18 protein-coding genes are annotated in these 17,417 nt (G+C 42.5%); 2 read left to right on the forward strand and 16 right to left on the reverse strand.

The genetic code is table 11. From position 1 onward, the window contains the following. Window positions 1-630 precede the first annotated feature (630 nt). The 14 genes from BK009_RS08015 to BK009_RS08085 form a co-directional block, all read right to left on the reverse strand. A complete protein-coding gene (locus tag BK009_RS08015) occupies window positions 631-1,161 on the reverse strand; it encodes a PsbP-related protein (RefSeq protein WP_100909353.1) in 531 nt (176 codons plus the stop codon). Between the two features lie 262 nt (window positions 1,162-1,423). Beyond that, the gene (locus BK009_RS08025) at window positions 1,424-2,059 is read right to left on the reverse strand and encodes a hypothetical protein (RefSeq protein ID WP_100905513.1); all 636 of its coding nucleotides are present in this window, start codon (window positions 2,057-2,059) and stop codon (window positions 1,424-1,426) included. Continuing rightward, window positions 2,052-2,861, reverse strand: a complete 810-nt coding sequence (gene pheA, locus BK009_RS08030; protein ID WP_100905512.1) for a prephenate dehydratase — start codon at window positions 2,859-2,861, stop codon at window positions 2,052-2,054. The genes BK009_RS08025 and pheA overlap by 8 nt, the downstream gene beginning before the upstream one ends. A gap of 225 nt (window positions 2,862-3,086) precedes the next feature. Next, entirely contained in the window at window positions 3,087-4,895 is a 1,809-nt protein-coding gene (locus BK009_RS08035; RefSeq protein WP_211290130.1) for a histidine kinase dimerization/phosphoacceptor domain -containing protein, read from the reverse strand. A gap of 192 nt (window positions 4,896-5,087) precedes the next feature. Next, window positions 5,088-6,236: an RNA ligase gene (locus tag BK009_RS08040; protein ID WP_100907064.1), complete on the reverse strand. Its 1,149-nt coding sequence runs from the start codon at window positions 6,234-6,236 to the stop codon at window positions 5,088-5,090. Window positions 6,237-6,428: 192 nt separating this feature from the next. Beyond that, the gene (locus BK009_RS08045) at window positions 6,429-7,247 is read right to left on the reverse strand and encodes a CBS domain-containing protein (protein WP_100905510.1); all 819 of its coding nucleotides are present in this window, start codon (window positions 7,245-7,247) and stop codon (window positions 6,429-6,431) included. Window positions 7,248-7,264: 17 nt separating this feature from the next. Next, window positions 7,265-8,107 (reverse strand): CBS domain-containing protein, encoded by an 843-nt coding sequence (locus BK009_RS08050; RefSeq protein WP_335645232.1) that lies wholly within the window; start codon window positions 8,105-8,107, stop codon window positions 7,265-7,267. 31 nt (window positions 8,108-8,138) lie between these two features. Next, the gene (locus BK009_RS08055; protein WP_100909355.1) at window positions 8,139-9,080 is read right to left on the reverse strand and encodes a CBS domain-containing protein; all 942 of its coding nucleotides are present in this window, start codon (window positions 9,078-9,080) and stop codon (window positions 8,139-8,141) included. Between the two features lie 259 nt (window positions 9,081-9,339). Continuing rightward, window positions 9,340-10,149 carry a CBS domain-containing protein gene (locus BK009_RS08060; RefSeq protein WP_236951053.1) on the reverse strand — a complete coding sequence of 270 codons (810 nt, stop codon included), beginning with the start codon at window positions 10,147-10,149 and terminating at the stop codon, window positions 9,340-9,342. A gap of 10 nt (window positions 10,150-10,159) precedes the next feature. Beyond that, complete coding sequence (locus tag BK009_RS08065) at window positions 10,160-10,720, reverse strand: CBS domain-containing protein (protein ID WP_100905507.1); 561 nt, start codon at window positions 10,718-10,720, stop codon at window positions 10,160-10,162. A gap of 11 nt (window positions 10,721-10,731) precedes the next feature. Then, window positions 10,732-11,469: a 7-carboxy-7-deazaguanine synthase QueE gene (locus BK009_RS08070; RefSeq protein WP_100907067.1), complete on the reverse strand. Its 738-nt coding sequence runs from the start codon at window positions 11,467-11,469 to the stop codon at window positions 10,732-10,734. Then, on the reverse strand, window positions 11,447-11,923 hold the full coding sequence (locus BK009_RS08075) for a 6-carboxytetrahydropterin synthase (protein WP_100907068.1): 477 nt from the start codon (window positions 11,921-11,923) through the stop codon (window positions 11,447-11,449). The genes BK009_RS08070 and BK009_RS08075 overlap by 23 nt, the downstream gene beginning before the upstream one ends. Before the next feature lie 169 nt (window positions 11,924-12,092). After that, complete coding sequence (locus BK009_RS08080) at window positions 12,093-12,665, reverse strand: DUF366 family protein (RefSeq protein ID WP_100907069.1); 573 nt, start codon at window positions 12,663-12,665, stop codon at window positions 12,093-12,095. A 276-nt stretch (window positions 12,666-12,941) separates the two neighbouring features. Continuing rightward, window positions 12,942-13,325 carry a PPC domain-containing DNA-binding protein gene (locus BK009_RS08085; protein ID WP_100906710.1) on the reverse strand — a complete coding sequence of 128 codons (384 nt, stop codon included), beginning with the start codon at window positions 13,323-13,325 and terminating at the stop codon, window positions 12,942-12,944. A 32-nt stretch (window positions 13,326-13,357) separates the two neighbouring features. On the opposite strand from BK009_RS08085, the gene BK009_RS08090 reads away from it, so the two are divergent. Further along, window positions 13,358-14,383: a DNA polymerase subunit beta gene (locus BK009_RS08090; protein ID WP_100909356.1), complete on the forward strand. Its 1,026-nt coding sequence runs from the start codon at window positions 13,358-13,360 to the stop codon at window positions 14,381-14,383. Window positions 14,384-14,552: 169 nt separating this feature from the next. Further along, window positions 14,553-15,836: a homoserine dehydrogenase gene (locus tag BK009_RS08095; RefSeq protein ID WP_100907071.1), complete on the forward strand. Its 1,284-nt coding sequence runs from the start codon at window positions 14,553-14,555 to the stop codon at window positions 15,834-15,836. Between the two features lie 361 nt (window positions 15,837-16,197). Here the strand turns inward: BK009_RS08095 and BK009_RS08100 are convergent, their stop codons facing one another. Both BK009_RS08100 and BK009_RS08105 read right to left on the reverse strand, forming a co-directional pair. Beyond that, a complete protein-coding gene (locus BK009_RS08100; protein ID WP_100905501.1) occupies window positions 16,198-16,521 on the reverse strand; it encodes a cupin domain-containing protein in 324 nt (107 codons plus the stop codon). Window positions 16,522-16,648: 127 nt separating this feature from the next. After that, window positions 16,649-17,152, reverse strand: coding sequence for a DUF6448 family protein (locus BK009_RS08105; protein WP_100907072.1), 504 nt, complete (start codon window positions 17,150-17,152; stop codon window positions 16,649-16,651). Between the last annotated feature and the right edge of the window lie 265 nt (window positions 17,153-17,417).

Here is a 17,417-nt window from a genome sequence, read left to right on the forward strand (position 1 = left end):
AGGCCCGGATGAATTATATTGAAATAAAAAACTCACATACCGGTGTTAAAAGTCTAATTATTACCCCATTACCAATCTTAACCCCTTCCCATGAATTTAATGCTGGGATAACCTAAACAGTATAGTTTTAAACTAATAGAACCCAGCTTTTTAAATTTCGAACTCTTACACGTTATATGTAAGTAATTTATGAATCACAGGATTTGATAAAATAAAAGCAGATTTATTGACTTAATGAGTCCACCACTCTGCCCTGTGAACATTAATATCTATAACATTTGGTATTCTATTCAGTTTAACATATAAAATTTTTGCAATGGGCGTCAGTACATCAATATCATCATCCCCTGATATGTAAGGCAATTAAACTGACCCTGCGAATAAGTAACGTGCCACATGAATATAAGATGAGATGTTGCACCAGCCAATGTAATAAATGGAGATGGAATTGTTAATTGGACAAGTTGAGTGTAAGTTTAAAAGGGAATGATAATATGTTAAAAAATTCCTGTGAAAAAAGGGAAAAATGAGAATTTGAAAATAATAAGGGATAATAAAGAAAAAATATTAGAATAATAGGTGAAATAATATAAAAAGAATGAAAAAAAGATTTTTTTAATATTTTATAGATTATGTTGCCTGGAAACTGTTTACCACCAGGTCGAAGTTGGCTTGCTGGGCATCGTAGGCTTCTGTACGGGCACTGCACAGTATCACGTAAGTGGTGCTGCCTTTTTGGATCCACACTGCCCGGTACTTCTTGGCCACTCCCTCCTCCGAGGATGTGTACACGTTTTCATAGACCTTAGCACCGTTTAGAGTGATTTCTGCCTCTGAAACTTTTGTTTTCCCCGTGTTATTGAAGAATTGTGCGTAGTTAAGATCGTAGGCTGTTTTAAGAGCTGCTCCAGTGGTTACATTTGCCTTCTGGATAACCACCGATGTGGTGGGGTTTCCGTTAACCACGGTAGTGGGATCTCCCACTGCAGCCACCCCATTGGGTGAAGTCACTGAAGCCACACCCCAGGATATGGGGTACTGGAAAGAGACACCGTTCTGAGAGAAATTATTGGTCTGGTTGGCCTTATCTTCATTGGTGATGCATCCTGACACCAGGACCATCATCACCATGGCTGCCATTAATGGGAGAATTTTATTCATAAAACAAACACCTGTTACCACTTATTCCATTTCTTTAGATTTTATATTTTTAAAATATAATCAATTTGAAATTATAATTATTCCTATATTTCGATTTTCCACAAATCAATTCCATTTTATCCATTTATTACCAATTGAACCTTACTTGATAATTGGTAAATTCTTTATTATATATGTTCTTTTAAAAAACTACAAAAAATAAGGGAACAGGGTTACCTCGAGATTTTTATTGAGCAATTAAAATGGATTAATGTAATTGACATCAGCCAGTTTCATTACTTGGAGTTGGCGTTGGTTGGGGTGTTGGCGTTGGTTGGGGTGTTGGTGTAGGAGTAGGAGTAGTCTTGGTCACGGTGGTGTTCTTTGTAGGCGTCTTGGTGACGGTGTAGTTACTGGTGGTAGTGGTGGTATTGTTCACTGGTACTGGTAGGAATGCACTGGCATTAACGGACATGGATACCTGGGGCACTTCGCTGGGTTTGGTTATGAATACGGACCCTAAAGAGGTCCCCACAACAAATGCCAGTAAAACAAAGGCCACTAATCCTATTTTTGCCCGTTTACCCATCCATTCCCTGCTGGGCATTTCCCGGGATTTGTTTTTAATGGATTCCGGCCGGGTAATATATTTTTTAAGCATTTCCTGCTTTTCAGCATCATCAGCCAGTTTTTTCTTCTCTTCTTCCTTATCGGTCCAGTGATCCAGGGTTTTTTCAGATCCCTGACCCTGCTGCATTCGGCGCACTCTTTCCGCTGTCTGCAGAGTTTCCATTTCCTGGCCGATGCCCCTTTTCTGGGCGAAGTATTCTTTCTTGGATATATTTCCTTTACTGTACTCTAATTCAAGCTCTTCCAATGCCTGGTCCAGCTTTTTTTTACTTGAAACTATTCTAATCATCTCCTTCCTGAGGATATGATCCTAAAATCTTTATGTATCCTACCTTTGATCTTACCCTATTTATAACATTCATGATTTTTAAATCCCTATGGTGACCCTCCATATCCACAAAGAAGATATAGCTTCCCAGTTTCTCCTTGGAGGGACGGGACTCTATCTTGGTCAAGTTTATATTTTCCTGGGCGAATTCTCCCAGTATCTCGTACAGACCACCTGGACGGTCCCGGGACAGGCATAGCACCACCGATGTTTTGTCCTTCCCTGTGGGAGCGTGATCCTTCTGATCCACCACCACGAAACGGGTCATGTTATTGGCATGGTCCTGGATATTCTCTGCTGCTACTTTAAGACCGTATAACTGGGCAGCTCGCCGGGTTCCAATGGCCGCTGCCTTACGATCATCACTTATCATCTCGGCAGCGGCTGCAGTGCTACCGGTGGCCTGGGTTCGCACCCCCATTTTCTCCAGGAACATCCTACACTGTGATAATGGCTGGTAATGTGAATAAACCACTTCCACATCCCCTAATTCTGCATCAGGGTTTATGAGGAGGTTGTGATTTATGGGGAGTATTATTTCCCCCCTGATTTTCAGGAGGTACTGGTGGGCCAGGAGATCCAGGGTGACTCCCACCGAGCCTTCAATGGAGTTCTCTATGGGCACCACTCCCAGTTCAACTTCACCACTGTGGACTGCTTCAAATACTTCAGGTATGGTGGGGTAAGGTAACAGTTCCCCCTCCAATCTGGATGCTGCTTCTTCAGTGAAGGTTCCTGCTGGTCCGAAATATCCTATTTTCATAATTTTACCTTAGAATCATTAAACACGGGTATTTGATTATTCATTAAGGTGATGACATAATCAGATTTGATTATAATTAACCCCAAATAGTAAGGTTTTATAAAAACCAGGACTTAACTAGCCCCGCTTTGATTATTATTTAAAAATGACTGTATTCATTTAAAAATAACATAGTTTGTTTTAAAGTGACTTAGCGTTAATAAAATATTCTTCCACAGTTATATTTCATTCTTTCTGTTCTTTAAAACGGATGGTGAAAGTTGTTCCCTGGTTGTTATCCAGTTCTAATTCGCCATCAATTTGGATTATTAGGTTGTTAACTAGTTGTAGTCCCAAAGAATTGGTATTTTTATAATCCACATCCCTAGGGAATCCGACACCATTATCACTGACTCTTAATACGACATTTTCATGTTCATGGTGTAGTTCTACCTTGATATGACCACATTCATCATCAGGGAATGCGTATTTCATACTGTTGGTAACCAGTTCATTGACAATAAGTCCCAGTGGAACCACGGTGTTAATATCGATCTTCACATCCTCTAGATCCAGATCCAGGTTAACCCGTCCGGGATCCGAGACCATGCTGTGGTACAGATCGGTGGTTAGGCTGCGTATGTAATCACCAAAATCGATGTTTTTAAGGTCAGTGGATTGGTAGAGTCTTTCGTGGATCAGGGCCATGGATTTAGCCCTGTTCTGGCTTTCCCGGAAAACATCCAGGGCTTCTTTGTCCTTTATGTAATGTGATTGGAGGTTAAGTAAGCTGGATATGATCATCAGATTATTTTTAACCCGGTGATGGATCTCCTTCAGGAGAATTTCCTTTTCCTTAAGGGATTTTTTTAACTTTTTCTCCGCATTTCTCAAATCAGTAATATCCCTAATGGCCTCAATAGCACCTATAAAATTACCTTTACTATCTTCCAGAGGCACTGCTTTGACCCAGACAGTTCTTCTTTCTCCTTTCAGGGTTACTTCGGTTTCAGCGGTTAATACCTTACCATTTTTTTTAAGATTTTGGTAATGCCTTTCTATCTCCTCATCAGAGGAGTTAAACAGGTCAATTAATCCTGGTCGTCGCTCACCATAGAAGGGTAAGGAATATTCATAGTTGTCTTTCCCCAGGATCTCCTCGGACCAGACCCATGTCATTTCTTCAATGGCCCGGTTCCAGGAAATAACCCGCCCCTCCACATCAATGGCAAAGGTGGCATCAGGGAGAAAATCAATGATCTCTGCCAAACGCTGATCCGCCTCATTCAGGGCCTCTTCAGCCATCTTAAACTCAGTTATATCCTGGTTTACTCCTTTGGTTCCGATTTTATGACCCTGTTCATCGGTCATGATCCTTATGCGCACCACAATGTACCTTCTCCCACCATCGGCTCTGATCATCCAGTGTTGAAATGTGCTGGAGAAGTTTAGATCATCAGTTTCCAGGGCCTTGGCCACTTCCATCCCCACTGCATCCTGTTCTTCAGGGGGAATGAAACGGGTGACATATTCCTCAGAGGACAGATGTTTTCCCCCCTGTTCATCAATTGTAGTGCCGTAGAGTGCATAGAAATGATCATCAAAGGTAAAGAGATCTTTTTCAGTATCGTATTCCCAGTAAACCATCTTAGCCATGTTCATGCTGATATTGAGAATATCTTCACTCCGTTTGAACTTCCTTTCCAGTTCTTTTTTAAAGATAGCCTGGTTAATGTTAAATTTGAGCTCACTTTCATGGTATGGTTTTACCAGATAACCATAGGGTTGATTCCCTCGAGGTGTGATTAATTCATCAGCATTTTCAGCTAACATGATAACTGGTGTTTCCAGGTTTTTAACCTTGGAGAAAAATTCAGGAAAATCCTCTTTAGAAGAGCTTTCAATTAAAATCAGAATATTCCTTTTTTTTAAAGATTGTAAAGCAGCCTCTTCCACACTGGGAGTGAGTTGAAATTCATAGCCCAGTGATTCCAGAACACGTTCCGTGTCACTGGTCGCTTCCTTCCCCACCAGGAATATTTTAACACCATTCATCATATCACTCACCTTACCACATGATCACTTTTTAATTCATATCCATTAATTATTTTGGATGAAGGTGTATATTAATCCATAAATTAGGTAAAGCAGGGGTGCTTTGAAGGTGTTTCTATTGATTAAAACATGCATTTCTCATGTATTAAATGTAATGTTTAGATGTGGAGTGTTAGACTGGGATATAACCCCTTAATACAATCCCCCATCAAGGTAGTTGTTTATACGGTCATTGGTGGATTGGTGTATTCTCCTTATCACTGCTTTACCATTTTTTACCTCGACCAGGGTGGCCATGACCTTCAAATCCCTGAGGTGGCGGATAAATTCCTCGGCTTCTTCCAGGTTATCTACTTCTATTAACAGGTCCTCTGCTGCCAGTTCACCCTGCTCCACCTTGCTAATGGTTTGCAGCATGGGATATAGTGCTGACTCCCCCATCCTCAATGCTCTTTCGCGTAGTTTTTCTCCTGTTTCTCCGGCTTCATGGGCCTGGAATCCTTCTCGAATGATCCTGCTGAAGAGGAATGCCTGGGCCAGGTCAAAGGGGAAGCTCAGTGCATATTCCAGTTCTGCGGCCTGGGCCTGGGATGAGGTGTACTTCAGGGGTTCCAGTTCCATCTGGGGATCCTTCATCACCACTCCCTCCCGGTCGTTTTTCCCCAATTCATTGGTGATCTCCATGATATTCTCCGGAGCCTCTTTCACAGGGAATATTCCCAGTAGTCGTACTGGTTCCAAGTGGTAGTCTGCCAGGAGTTCCCTTTTGTCCAGGACTGGGAGGGGTTTGTTGGTGAGTTTCTCCCGGAGGTCGAATATGCGGAATCCCAGTTTCCCCACCTCCGGGTAGTAGTGGGATACGTAGGGGTTAAGGGTGCCCACCATCTCACCACAGATGACCATCTCTGGGTAGTTCTGGAAGAATTCATCCAGATCAAGTATCTGGGTGGCTTTACGGCTGGTGTAGGGGCAGATGTAACCACCCCTGGTGAAGGCCACTATCCTCCCGTTAACCTGGGCTATACGGACGTTGTATCCGTTCATCTTCTCCTCCACTGCCACTTCCCGGGGGAAATGTTTTTCCAGGGCCGGGTGGAGCATCAGAGTTCTTCTTATCTTGGGGAAACCCCTTATAACTTCCATATCCTCCCCTTTTATCACCATGGTCCCTGCTTCCATCCTTCCCAATCCTTTCCGGAACTGTATGGCATCCAGGTCGTGCTTCTGGTATTTTTTTATGATACCCTTCCGGTAGGCATCCTCCAGTCTAGGGGAGGGTATGTCCAGGAGATGGGAAACTTCCTCATCAGTTACCAGGGGTGGGGTGTTTTTTTCTCTCATGCGAATATGGTTTAAAAATGATTATTTTTTTAAAATGATTACATTATAGTTTGAAAATTATATTGTGGTTTAAATTTCACGTTTTAGTTTGAAATCACTTGGTCTAATTGTTACATAAGGTTTTTGACCTAGTCTTATAAAAAAAAGTTAAAAATAGGAGGATTTATTTTAGGATCCTCCTTAAAGGGTATTTTATCCTTTTTCCAGTTCCACTATCAGTTTCATGAAGTCAGTTTTGGTGATTATCCCCGCCATACCATCATCATCCACCACTGGCAGTCCACTGAAGTTTTCATCCAGAAGGATCTGTGCAGCTTCAGATACTGTTGTTTCAGGAGTGATGGTTTTCACATTCTGTATCATCACGTCTTCCACCAATAGGTTGCGTATCCTGGCTGGTTTGTATTTATCTGGAACAACTTTTCGGAAGGACATCATTGCCAGAGCTATGTCTTTGGCAGTTAACATTCCCTGGAGCTCACCATCCTCCATTACGGGTAGTCGACCAATGCCCTCATCAATTATGATTCTACGGGCGTGCACCAGCCGGTCCTGTGCCCCAATGGTGGTTACACTGGTGTGCATTCTCTCTTTAACTGTGATATCAGTGAATGGTCTGCCATGGCAGGTGTGCAGGAAGTCGGTTTTGGTGATCATTCCGGTGATCTGGGTTCCGTCCATGACTGTTAATCCGCCAATCCTGTTTTCCAGCATTATCTCAGCGGCATCACCCAGTGTCTGGTTGCCTTCAGCAGTTAATGGTTGGGGTGTCATTACCGTGGAGACATGGAAGTGAGATGGTGCCAGGTTTCCGTATTTGGATGATCCCAGTCGGAGAGCTATGTCTTTCTCGGTTATGATACCCACCAGTTCTTTCTGATGGTTCTGGTTGGTGTTTACAACTGGTAACCTGGATATTTTGTGTTTTTTCATTAATTTCAGTGCGTCATGAATGTTCTGGTCTTTGTCTACCACAACTGCATCTTTGGCCATTATATCTTTCACATGCATCTTGGATTCCCCCGGTATTATTGGATTCCCCGGATTATATCCGTTTTGGTGATTATTCCCACCAGTTCATCATCACCTACAACTGGCATTCCACTAACTTCTTTTTTAGCCATTATGTCAGCTGCACTAGCGGCGTCTTCTCCCTGTTCGATTTTTATAAGGTGGTTGGTCATTATATCCCCGGCAGTGACCATGGACACCTCTCGAACGTTTCTTTTCTCCTGACCGTCGATTTTCCGCAGGAATGCTATTTTTTCCACACTCACTCCGGTTTCAGGGTCTTCCATGTTGGCAAAGGATATGTTGGCAGAGGTGATGATTCCCACTGGCTCGTTATCCCTCACCACTATTACTTTGCCGATTTTCTGGTCCCCCATTATACTGATCACGTGTCCTATGCTGTGGTTTTCGTTTACAGTTACCACTTCACTGGACATGAGGTCGGATACTTTCCATTTGCCTGTGTATTTCTGGCGGTAGAAATCCATGAGTTCGCTTTTGGTTATTATTCCCACCACTTCATCCCCATCGGTTACTGGTATTGAACTGATATCGTTTTTGATCATGAGCTCCACTGCTTCCCTGACTTCCCGGAAGGGGGTGATGGTCACTGGGTTGGGGGTCATGACCCTGCGGATGCTGATTTTGTCAATGGTTCTCCTTTTCCATTTTGGCCCGTTGGATCTCATTTTTCGGGTGAGGTCTTTCTCAGTCAGGATGCCCACTGGTTTACCTTCCGGGTCAACTACTAAAATACGGCTGTAGCCGTGTTTGAGCATGAGGTTTCGGGCATGGCTTACTTGTTCGTTTTCCTCGGCTAATATTACTTCCTCGTTCATTACATCCTCGATTTTCATCATGCAACTCGTCCCCTAAAACATTTTAACCGTGTTAGGAACTCACGGCTCTTAATATATCACTTTCGGTTATTATTCCTTTCATATCTCCATTCTGCACCACAGGAAGTCCGCCTATGCCTTTTTCTTCCATAATGTCACAGATGTCCCCCAGACGGGTGTTAATGTTGGCAGTGACCACTTCTGATTCCATGATCTCAGTGATGGTGGTGTTCAGGATGGCTTCACCACTGTTATTTATCATGTGTTCAAAGGCACTGTTTTTACCTAAAAATTCCAGTATGTCTGTGGCGGTGACGATCCCCACGATCTTCTCCTCTTCAGGGTGGGGTGTTTTACGATCTTCCCCTACCACCGGGATTCTGCGTAGCTTGTTGCGGACCATTATCTTTGAAGCCCCTTCAATACGGGTTCCCGGGGTGGTGGTGATTACCCTGTTGTGCATGTAGTCTTCCACCTTTTCATCGTTGAGTACCCCAGCCATCAGGAGTACAAAGTCTCTTTCAGAGACTATTCCTGCTATTTTATGGTCTGCGTCTACTATGGGCAGCCCACCCACTCCTTTACTTGTCATTTTAGTGACAGCAGTGGTTATGGAGTCCTTGGTGTTGATGATATCCACGTCACGGGTCATTATCATCTTCACTGGTTCGTTTATGGCTGCGGGGAAGTTGTCTTGGTGTTTTTCTTCCAGGATCTTGTATTTGTCCCCACCTCCTAAGAAGTCCAGAATGTCCATGGAGGTAACTATTCCCAGAAGCTTTTCACTCCCAGGGTCAGTTATGGGAAGTCGTCTGAACTTGTTTTTTACCATTATTTCAGCCGCTTCTTTTATGGTGGCTGTTTGAGGTGCGGTTACCACCTTTTTCGTTGCTATGCTCATCACGTCTCCCTCATGCTGGGATTCGTGGGTTTCAAATTCCAATGGACCGCGGTCCATTGATTTCACCAGGTTTATGGTTTGTTTTTTTCTCATCTATACACCTCTAAATATTAGAGATAACCTTGAATTCATCTTTAAAGACTTGAATACATTCATAATGACTTTGAATACAATTCTAAAGATATATTTGAATTCTTTTGGAGATATAAACTTGAATTATTCCTTAAAACCTTGAATTTATCCTTTAATTCATTAAGATTAGAGATAGCATTTAATTTAGAAACAATAAAAGAAATTCTTAAAAATAGTTTAGCACCCATATTAGGGGACTTTGCAGGTGATGGTCGGATTATCATCGGATATAAGACCATAAAATATCTTCCCTTGAAACTATACCAACTAGATCGGCTTCTTTAGCTCTTCGGGGTTCTCTTTTAACGTATACTGGATTTTCAACTACGGGTATTCTCCCAATATCGTACTCCAGTATTATTTCCCCAGCCTCACTGGTTGGGGTTTGAGGGGTTACCACCACTGGGGGTGTTTTCATAACCTTCTCCACCTTAATGGATCCCTGCATTTCAGAATCTGATTCAAAACCCATCCTCACGTGGCGGGATCGGATGATATCCATCCTGGTGATGATCCCTATAATCTTATCATCTTTCATCACTGGAAGTCCGGAGTATCCAGATTCATCCATTCGATTCCAAACATGGGAGATTAGGTCATTGTAGTTACAAGTAACCACATTGGAAGTGACAATGCCTTCCAGGGTTTCATGGTCGGGTTGGAGTCCGTTGTAGAGAAATTTTCTCAAAATATCAGCCACAGTAACTATTCCCACCAAGTGCATATTGTCTGGTGACTCCACAACTGGGGCGTAGACTGTGCCTGCTTTCATGATTTCCTGAGCCAGATGGATTAAATCCATATCTGGAGTGGCGATCACTCGGGGTTTTTCCATTATTCCCCGGGCAGCAATGTTGGATTTGGTGGAGGATATGTTCATCATATCTCCACGGGTTACGGCACCTTGTAAGCGGTTCTCGGATACTACCAGGATGGTGCGGAAACCTTCTTCACGGAAGATGGATCGTACCTTGGTGGCATGTGTATCCACAGACACGGTGACAGGATCCGGGGTCATTACTTTTTCCACCGGGTTCAAACTATTCACCTTCTAGTTCTTCTTTACATTCCTCACAAACGTACTTCCCATCTACCTCTTCCAGGTAATCCAGGTAATTTCCACATACTTCACAGGTTCCTGGCACTGAATTATCATTGTCAGAGTATTCAATCTGATTGGCCATTTTGGCGGTTTCCACCAGTATCTCAGTTAGTTCTGGTGAAACTGTCATCACATCAGTGGAGGTTAATATACCAACAAGAACTCCTTTATTCACCACTGGCAGTCTTCTTATCTTGTTTTTTGCCATGGTTCTTGCTGCTTCGTTGAGGTCGCTTCCAGGATCTATTTTTATGAGGTCACTGGTCATAACCTCAGCCACCGTGATCCGGCTGGCCTGGATATCTAGGGATACAACCTTGGTAATAATGTCACTCTCGGTAATTAGTCCTTCTGGTTCAGAATTACTTTTGATAATGAGACTTCCAATGCCCTTCTGGCTCATTATAGCCGCAGCTTGGGCTACGCTGGTATTGGGATCTACAGTTATCACACTTGAGGTCATGGCGTCGTGTACAGTCACTTGGGTATCCATTTCCATCTATATACCTCCTATCTTAGGTTAAGAAGCTTATGAACCTGGGGTATGGTTAACACGTCAAGATGTTCTCCTGCTTTCTCGGAAATTTCCAGTAGTTTGTGAGTTTTCCCAGCCCACATATCCAGGGGACTGGCCGGCTGAACAACCAGGGAAATTTTATGGTTATCCGGGATTTCATCCTTTATTCTGGATGCTATAAAGGCCACTGTCTCCGTTGTTGTGGAGGGCTGTACTACTAACTTACAGTAACTATTTATCCCCTTTTCTATTAATATCTTTATGGATTTTATCTCCTGATCCAGGAGATCATCCCAGTTGGAAACCGCTTCATGTTCCGGTAGTTTCACATCCATGGAAACACAATCCACTAATTCTGTTAATTTCACCAGTTCCCCTGGTAATGAACCATTTGTCTCCAGCATGGAGGGTAAAGGGTATTTTTCCAGGAAATTTTTGATAAAATCCGCGTGGAGTAATGGTTCTCCCCCGGTGAATGAAACTGAATGAAAATCAGGAGTTATGAGTTCATCAATTTTTTGGTGTAAAGTGTCTATCTCGAATTCATCACCATAATCCGGGTCACGGCTTAGGGGAGTGTCACAGTAGTTGCAGTTTAAGTTGCATCCGGTGAACCTTACAAAGACCTGCCTACGGCCGATGAGTTTTCCCTCACCCTGTATGCTGGAGAAAATTTCTGATATTGTGGTTTTGATTTTTAATCCCCCATTAATCCACTGTTTTTGTGAAATAAGCTCCCTGACCTATTCCTTCATTCACACATACCGACACGCTCTTGATATCTCCCTCTGAGGTGAGGGCCTGGAATAATTTATCTGCCAGATACTCGGCCAGTTCCTCGGCAGAGGTGGATGGTAAGGGCAGGAGACAACAGTCTTCCCTGGGGATTTTATACTCTTTAGTTCCTATGGAGAACTCCACAGGATCTTTACTTGTAAAATCAAGTTCTTTGCTATTTTCTGGTATGAGGAGTTTGTGATCCAGTTCTTTGCACATTTTCCTCACCAGTCCTTTGACTGTTTTAAAGTCAGCCACGAATCCGAACTCCCCGCAACGTTCTCCTTCCACTGTGACATCCACATGGTAGGAGTGGCCGTGTATTCCCCCACAGAACTGGTGGCAGGGGATCATGTGGGCTGATGCGAATCTTAAGTTAGCGTGTATTCCATTTATGACTATTTTCATTTTATAACCTTCTAATAAGCTTTTAATTAATAATTAATTATCTAGAACCTTCCATAGAATTAATCCGATTTTTCCCTTTGATTTTTAATTAATTGAGTGTGATTTATGAAATTGCATAATGGTGAAATAAATTAATGACTCTTAATCTTTGACTTTGTTAATGTTTCCCTTAAAACACCCTGGTTTTTGATATATCCTGCTCCATATCAGATATTTCACTTGTATAAAGTGAGCATATCTTTTTTGCCAGGGATGGGATGTTTTCATGTGCAAATCCTGGTGTGCACTCGGTTAAGCCCGTGGTTTCCACATCAGCAGGTGTTCCCTTTGAGGTCAGGTTCATGGCGAAGTGGATCTTCATACTGCTCACTGAACAGGATGCAATGGACACGCTGAGCTTCCCCTGGCCAACGTAAAGGTCGTCACCCCTGCGTTGGCATTTGATACCCATTTCCTCCAGGATATCCTTGACTATCATCACCAGAATTCTCTGCCGGTGGTAGCAGAGTCTCATGTCTGCGGGTTGCGCGTCGAAGTGTTCGATTATGAAGTGTACCATTTCTGCCGAGCTTATCTCCAGCCCCACATCTTCATAGTCAATTAATTCATCTGCATGAATATCCATAGGACCTATCCAGGTCACAATACTGGAACCCTTTATTCCCAACTCCTGGAATGCCCACATGGGCTTTATCTGACTTCCATCATAGAGCATGCCTGGTTTGAGTGTTTTCTGTTTCATGATAAAAAATCCAGTCCATTATTATATTTGGGTTCGATTCCCGTATGGTACTTTTGTGGGTACCAGTTGAGTTACACTACAGTTGATTAACTGATAATATTTTGGAGAGTACCTATCTTGAGGTTATGGTTATATAATATAGATCCTGATCATTTATGAGTCTGTGCACTTAATCAGAATTCTAACTTTATTTTTTACTGGGAAACATCCTTCCAGTTCTACCCCTGGAAATCCCTATAAAGGTGTTATTCCTTTCTACTGCAGAATACTATAATTCTACAGAGGGAAAATTTCCAGTTCCATGTAACCGGTTTCAGGGTCTAAAACTCTTTCAAAAACCATATCTGGACAGGCTATGCATATCTCCGCCGTGGTGTGTATTGGACAACCATCCATGAGATGTCCGCCCATGACTGTGCCATTTTTATCAGCGACTGCCAGGTGAAGGTGAACCCCGTTGGTGGCTATGGTTCCGGTGGCGGAAACTATCTCCAGTGGCCCGGGTATGGTCTTATTATTACCATCAGACATTCTGAAAACTGCCTGGTTAAGACTACCCACCATAGACAGAACCACACCTGCTTTTAAACCTTCGCTGTCCTGTATCTTCAGAAGTGATCCTTTGAGGTCCTGACCAGGGTGCAATCTTTTTACTATCATATTTAATAATGGGCCCGGCATTAAATTAAATTATGCGAGCCCGAGTCCGAGACTTTATCTATACCAAGGATGATCTTTTCTTGGCCACCACAACCTACCTACACCCTAATGACAGAATACAATCATTTCTGCGTTACATTCCAGATCCAGATGGGGAAAGATCCCTTAATGGCTCCCGGTATACCAAGGTAGATTCCCAGCAGGCTTATAATTTTTTAGAGGAGTATTATCCTGATTATCTTTTTGACTGTCAAGTTACCCAGGTTAAAATGATGGGTGCCCCCACCAGCAGGGTGGAAAGGATACTGAGCCCAGTTGATCGCCTTAAGGAGATTATGGAAATGGATTCACCCAATGATCTCCTGTTGAAGGTGATTAAAGTGGCTGAAACCTTCCGGGAAGAGGCGGGTATCGGAGCGAACCATCTGGGCATCTCTGGATCAATATTACCCAACTTGTACGACCCCCTGGTTTCAGATATCGACTTCGTGGTTTACGGCCTGAAAAACCATAGAAAAGCCATGGCAACCTTCGAGTCCATGAAGAACGATCCTAAAAGTCCCCTTAAAGCTATTAAGGATGGTTACTGGGCTAAGCTCTATGCTAAGCGGATTAAAGATTCTACCTTGAGTTATGATGAGTTCCGCTGGTATGAGGATCGTAAGAATAACCGGGGAGTGGTGGATGGAACCCTCTTTGACATTCTGGCCACCCGGGAATGGGATGAGATCACAGGTAAATTCGGTGATGAGACTTATGAACCCTGTGGAACCATTGAAATCGAGGCCACAGTTTCTGATGCTCTGGCTGCCTTTGACAACCCGGCAGTTTACCAGGTGGAAGATGTTAAAATACTGGATGGTCCTGATGTCTATTTAAAGGAAGTGGCGTCCTACACCCACACCTATTCTGGTCAGGCCAGAGAAGGTGAGCGAATAGTGGCCCGAGGAAAACTGGAAAAAGTCATGGGTAAAAAAACTCATTATCGCCTCATTGTAGGGACAACCAGGGAATCTTTGGGCGAATATGTTAAATTAAAGGATCTGAAAATGGATTAATAAACTTTAATATGGGATTTGGATGAAAGGAATTTAATGGATATTGATAATGGTATTTATGGATTTTGGATTAGGGCTTTGAATAATGGATTAAAATGAATATCTGAAAGGATTATTAATTGATTGAAGGATTTAAAAATTTAAAAAATGGATCAGGAAGTATATTAGGATGGAAAAAACTGTCAATATTGGACTTATTGGTTTTGGAACCATCGGAAGTGGTGTGGTAGCTACTTTAAACCAGAACCTCCCGTTGTTAGAAAGTAAAGTTAATAAAAAGGTTAATCTCAAGCGAATAGTTGACCTGGACATAACCACTGACCGTGGTGTGGAAGTCAAACCCGGGGTGCTCTCCACCAATGTGGATGACATCCTGGAAGATGAAGAAATTGACATTGTCATCGAACTGGTTGGCGGATACCAGCCAGCATTGAATTTCATTTTAAGGGCCATGGAAAATGGTAAACACGTGGTAACCGCTAATAAAGCCCTTCTAGCTAAGCACTGGCAGGAAATCACTGCAAGTGCCCAGGATAATGGGGTGCGGGTGTCCTTTGAGGCCAGTGTAGGTGGAGGTATACCCTTACTGGCACCCCTCAACGATGGCCTGGCTGCCAACAACATTGAAACCATCTACGGGATCATCAATGGAACTGCCAACTACATCCTGACCAAGATGGCTGCTGAAGGTCTTGATTTTGACACTGTACTGAAAGAAGCTCAGGAAATGGGTTATGCAGAGGCAGACCCTACTTTTGATATTGAGGGGCATGACACTGCTCAAAAACTCATAATACTGAGTATTCTTGGTTTTGGAACCTACGTGGAGCAGGAAAAGTTCCATGTGGAGGGAATAACCCAGATCACCCCGGATGATATCCTTTTCGCCCAGGAAGAACTGGAAAGTGTAATTAAACTACTGGCAATTGCCCAGATCGATGATGGTGAATTGGAGATAAGGGTGCATCCCACTCTGGTCCCGGAAACCCATCTACTGGCCTCGGTTAACGATGTCTACAACGCAGTGTACCTGGTGGGTGATGTGGTAGGACCAGTACTCATGTATGGAGCCGGAGCTGGTATGATGCCCACTGCCAGTGCCGTGGTGGCTGATTGCATTGACATTATCCAGGATATGGAAAGACCAGTATCCTACGGGCCCAAGGAAACCCGGGTTGAAAATATCAAGGATATCTACGAGGTGGAGTCCAAATATTATATGAGGATAACTGCCCTGGACCAGCCCGGAGTCTTACACTCCATATCAGGTGTTTTAAGTGATCTGGACATAAGTATTGAATCGGTGAGTCAGAAAAAGGCTGATGAAGGGGAAGCAGTGCCCATCTTCATGGTAACCCATCACGCTGCTGAGAAGAATGTTCAGGAAGCACTGAAACTCATTGACCAGATGGAGTTTGTGAAAGAAGAAACTTTACTCATCAGACTACTTTAAACACCCCCCATACAAATAACTCGATTTTAGGGAGTTAAACCCCCTAAGTGGGTTTTTATTTAAAAATCCATTATTTCCCTCTTTTTACAATATTTCTTTTTTTCTGTTCCAATTAGTCATCTGGAAATCTCTGTTATCCCTTGGAAAGATAAACAATTTTTTATGGAAATTTTATGACCATGCAAAGGATTAGAATATGACAAAGTTTGTCATAAAAAAAGAAAAACTGGTTAATAAAGGGGAAAGGCTAGTTATAGGAAATGGTTAAAAAAATATGATTGATAAATAAAAATGTTAATTTAAAAGGGGTAAATTAAAAGATTAAATCAAAAAAAGAGATAATTGACCAGAACCATTATAATCACGACCTGATCATGGTTAGGATCATCTTGTAACGTTCCAGGGCATGGAGGGCGTGTGGTTCATCCGCAGGCATTATGATCATGTCACCCCTTTGGAGGGTGTTCTTTTTACCAGAGATGATTATTTCTGCTTTTCCATCGATTATCTGGACCATAGCATCAAAGGGTGCAGTGTGTTCACTTAAACCTTCCCCTTTATCAAAAGCGAATATGGTCACGGTTCCGGTTTCCTTGCGGATGATCTCCCTGCTTACAACTGCCCCTTCCTGGTAATCTAACAACTCTTCAACATTTATAACCACAGATTTCAGTTCATCATTCATTTTATATCCCTCTTAACTATTTATATAGGATTAACATGTTTATTAAAGGTTAATTTATGGAGTGAAAGTTCTCCCCCTTTATTAAACCTTCTTTCACCAAATTCTATTTATCACTTTGAAAATCCAGTTAACCTTCTTCCATGAAATCAATTAACTGTTGCAGGTAACTGTAGAAATTCAGAAGGGAATCCACGTAATCCCGGGCATCATCCACATCGTTTATTTCGTAATCTTTTTTGGATATTACATCCTCAAACCTAGACCAGACATCTTCCTTGATGGAGCTCATGATGAAATTCATGAGATCGTTCATGTTCTCGGTTCTAACTGCCTGTCCAGCCATTTTTACAACTGGTCTTTCATTGAACTGGGCGGGTTTGAGTCCGGTGTAGGGTATTCCCCTGCCTTTCAGGTGTAATCTGACTGCAGTTTCAAAGAACCAGTAATCAGCCAGTTCGGCTGCATCCCCTGAAAGCTCCCTCACCCGGATTGTTCTTTCAAAGACATCTTTAAGCTCATCCCCATGTTTTTCCCGGATAAATGGAAGTATGTAATTTATGTTTTCCATTTCCAGAGCTTCTTCAGCTGCCTTAACCACCAGTCCATCCATACTGTCACAGTGAAGTGTCATCTTTTTCACCCCTCAAATTCACATCATCATGGAATCTTATCTAGCTTTTTAAAAAGTCCTAAATCCAATTTTTCCCCAAATAGAGTTGTCGAATAACGAACACAACATCCTCTAATGAACACCGCTCTATTATACTCCTGTAAAATGTTTGATCCTGGGAAATTTTAGGCAGGTTAATATTTGTTGGCAAATAGTATTAAAATGATCCAATTCTTATCACCTGAACCTGGGAGAGATATGTAGATTATAAATCCCTTTAAAAACA

Source organism: Methanobacterium subterraneum (genome assembly GCF_002813695.1).
Classification (GTDB): Archaea; Methanobacteriota; Methanobacteria; order Methanobacteriales; family Methanobacteriaceae; genus Methanobacterium; species Methanobacterium subterraneum.

What these genes read in the sequence shown, in the direction of transcription:
- BK009_RS08015 (WP_100909353.1), bottom strand. Translation starts at nt 1,161, where the DNA reads ATGAATAAAATTCTCCCATTAATGGCAGCCATGGTGATGATGGTCCTG.
- BK009_RS08025 (WP_100905513.1), bottom strand. Translation starts at nt 2,059, where the DNA reads ATGATTAGAATAGTTTCAAGTAAAAAAAAGCTGGACCAGGCATTGGAA.
- pheA (WP_100905512.1), bottom strand. Translation starts at nt 2,861, where the DNA reads ATGAAAATAGGATATTTCGGACCAGCAGGAACCTTCACTGAAGAAGCA.
- BK009_RS08035 (WP_211290130.1), bottom strand. Translation starts at nt 4,895, where the DNA reads ATGAATGGTGTTAAAATATTCCTGGTGGGGAAGGAAGCGACCAGTGAC.
- BK009_RS08040 (WP_100907064.1), bottom strand. Translation starts at nt 6,236, where the DNA reads ATGAGAGAAAAAAACACCCCACCCCTGGTAACTGATGAGGAAGTTTCC.
- BK009_RS08045 (WP_100905510.1), bottom strand. Translation starts at nt 7,247, where the DNA reads ATGCATGTGAAAGATATAATGGCCAAAGATGCAGTTGTGGTAGACAAA.
- BK009_RS08050 (WP_335645232.1), bottom strand. Translation starts at nt 8,107, where the DNA reads ATGATGAAAATCGAGGATGTAATGAACGAGGAAGTAATATTAGCCGAG.
- BK009_RS08055 (WP_100909355.1), bottom strand. Translation starts at nt 9,080, where the DNA reads ATGAGAAAAAAACAAACCATAAACCTGGTGAAATCAATGGACCGCGGT.
- BK009_RS08065 (WP_100905507.1), bottom strand. Translation starts at nt 10,720, where the DNA reads ATGGAAATGGATACCCAAGTGACTGTACACGACGCCATGACCTCAAGT.
- BK009_RS08075 (WP_100907068.1), bottom strand. Translation starts at nt 11,923, where the DNA reads ATGAAAATAGTCATAAATGGAATACACGCTAACTTAAGATTCGCATCA.
- BK009_RS08080 (WP_100907069.1), bottom strand. Translation starts at nt 12,665, where the DNA reads ATGAAACAGAAAACACTCAAACCAGGCATGCTCTATGATGGAAGTCAG.
- BK009_RS08085 (WP_100906710.1), bottom strand. Translation starts at nt 13,325, where the DNA reads ATGATAGTAAAAAGATTGCACCCTGGTCAGGACCTCAAAGGATCACTT.
- BK009_RS08090 (WP_100909356.1), top strand. Translation starts at nt 13,358, where the DNA reads ATGCGAGCCCGAGTCCGAGACTTTATCTATACCAAGGATGATCTTTTC.
- BK009_RS08095 (WP_100907071.1), top strand. Translation starts at nt 14,553, where the DNA reads ATGGAAAAAACTGTCAATATTGGACTTATTGGTTTTGGAACCATCGGA.
- BK009_RS08100 (WP_100905501.1), bottom strand. Translation starts at nt 16,521, where the DNA reads ATGAATGATGAACTGAAATCTGTGGTTATAAATGTTGAAGAGTTGTTA.
- BK009_RS08105 (WP_100907072.1), bottom strand. Translation starts at nt 17,152, where the DNA reads ATGACACTTCACTGTGACAGTATGGATGGACTGGTGGTTAAGGCAGCT.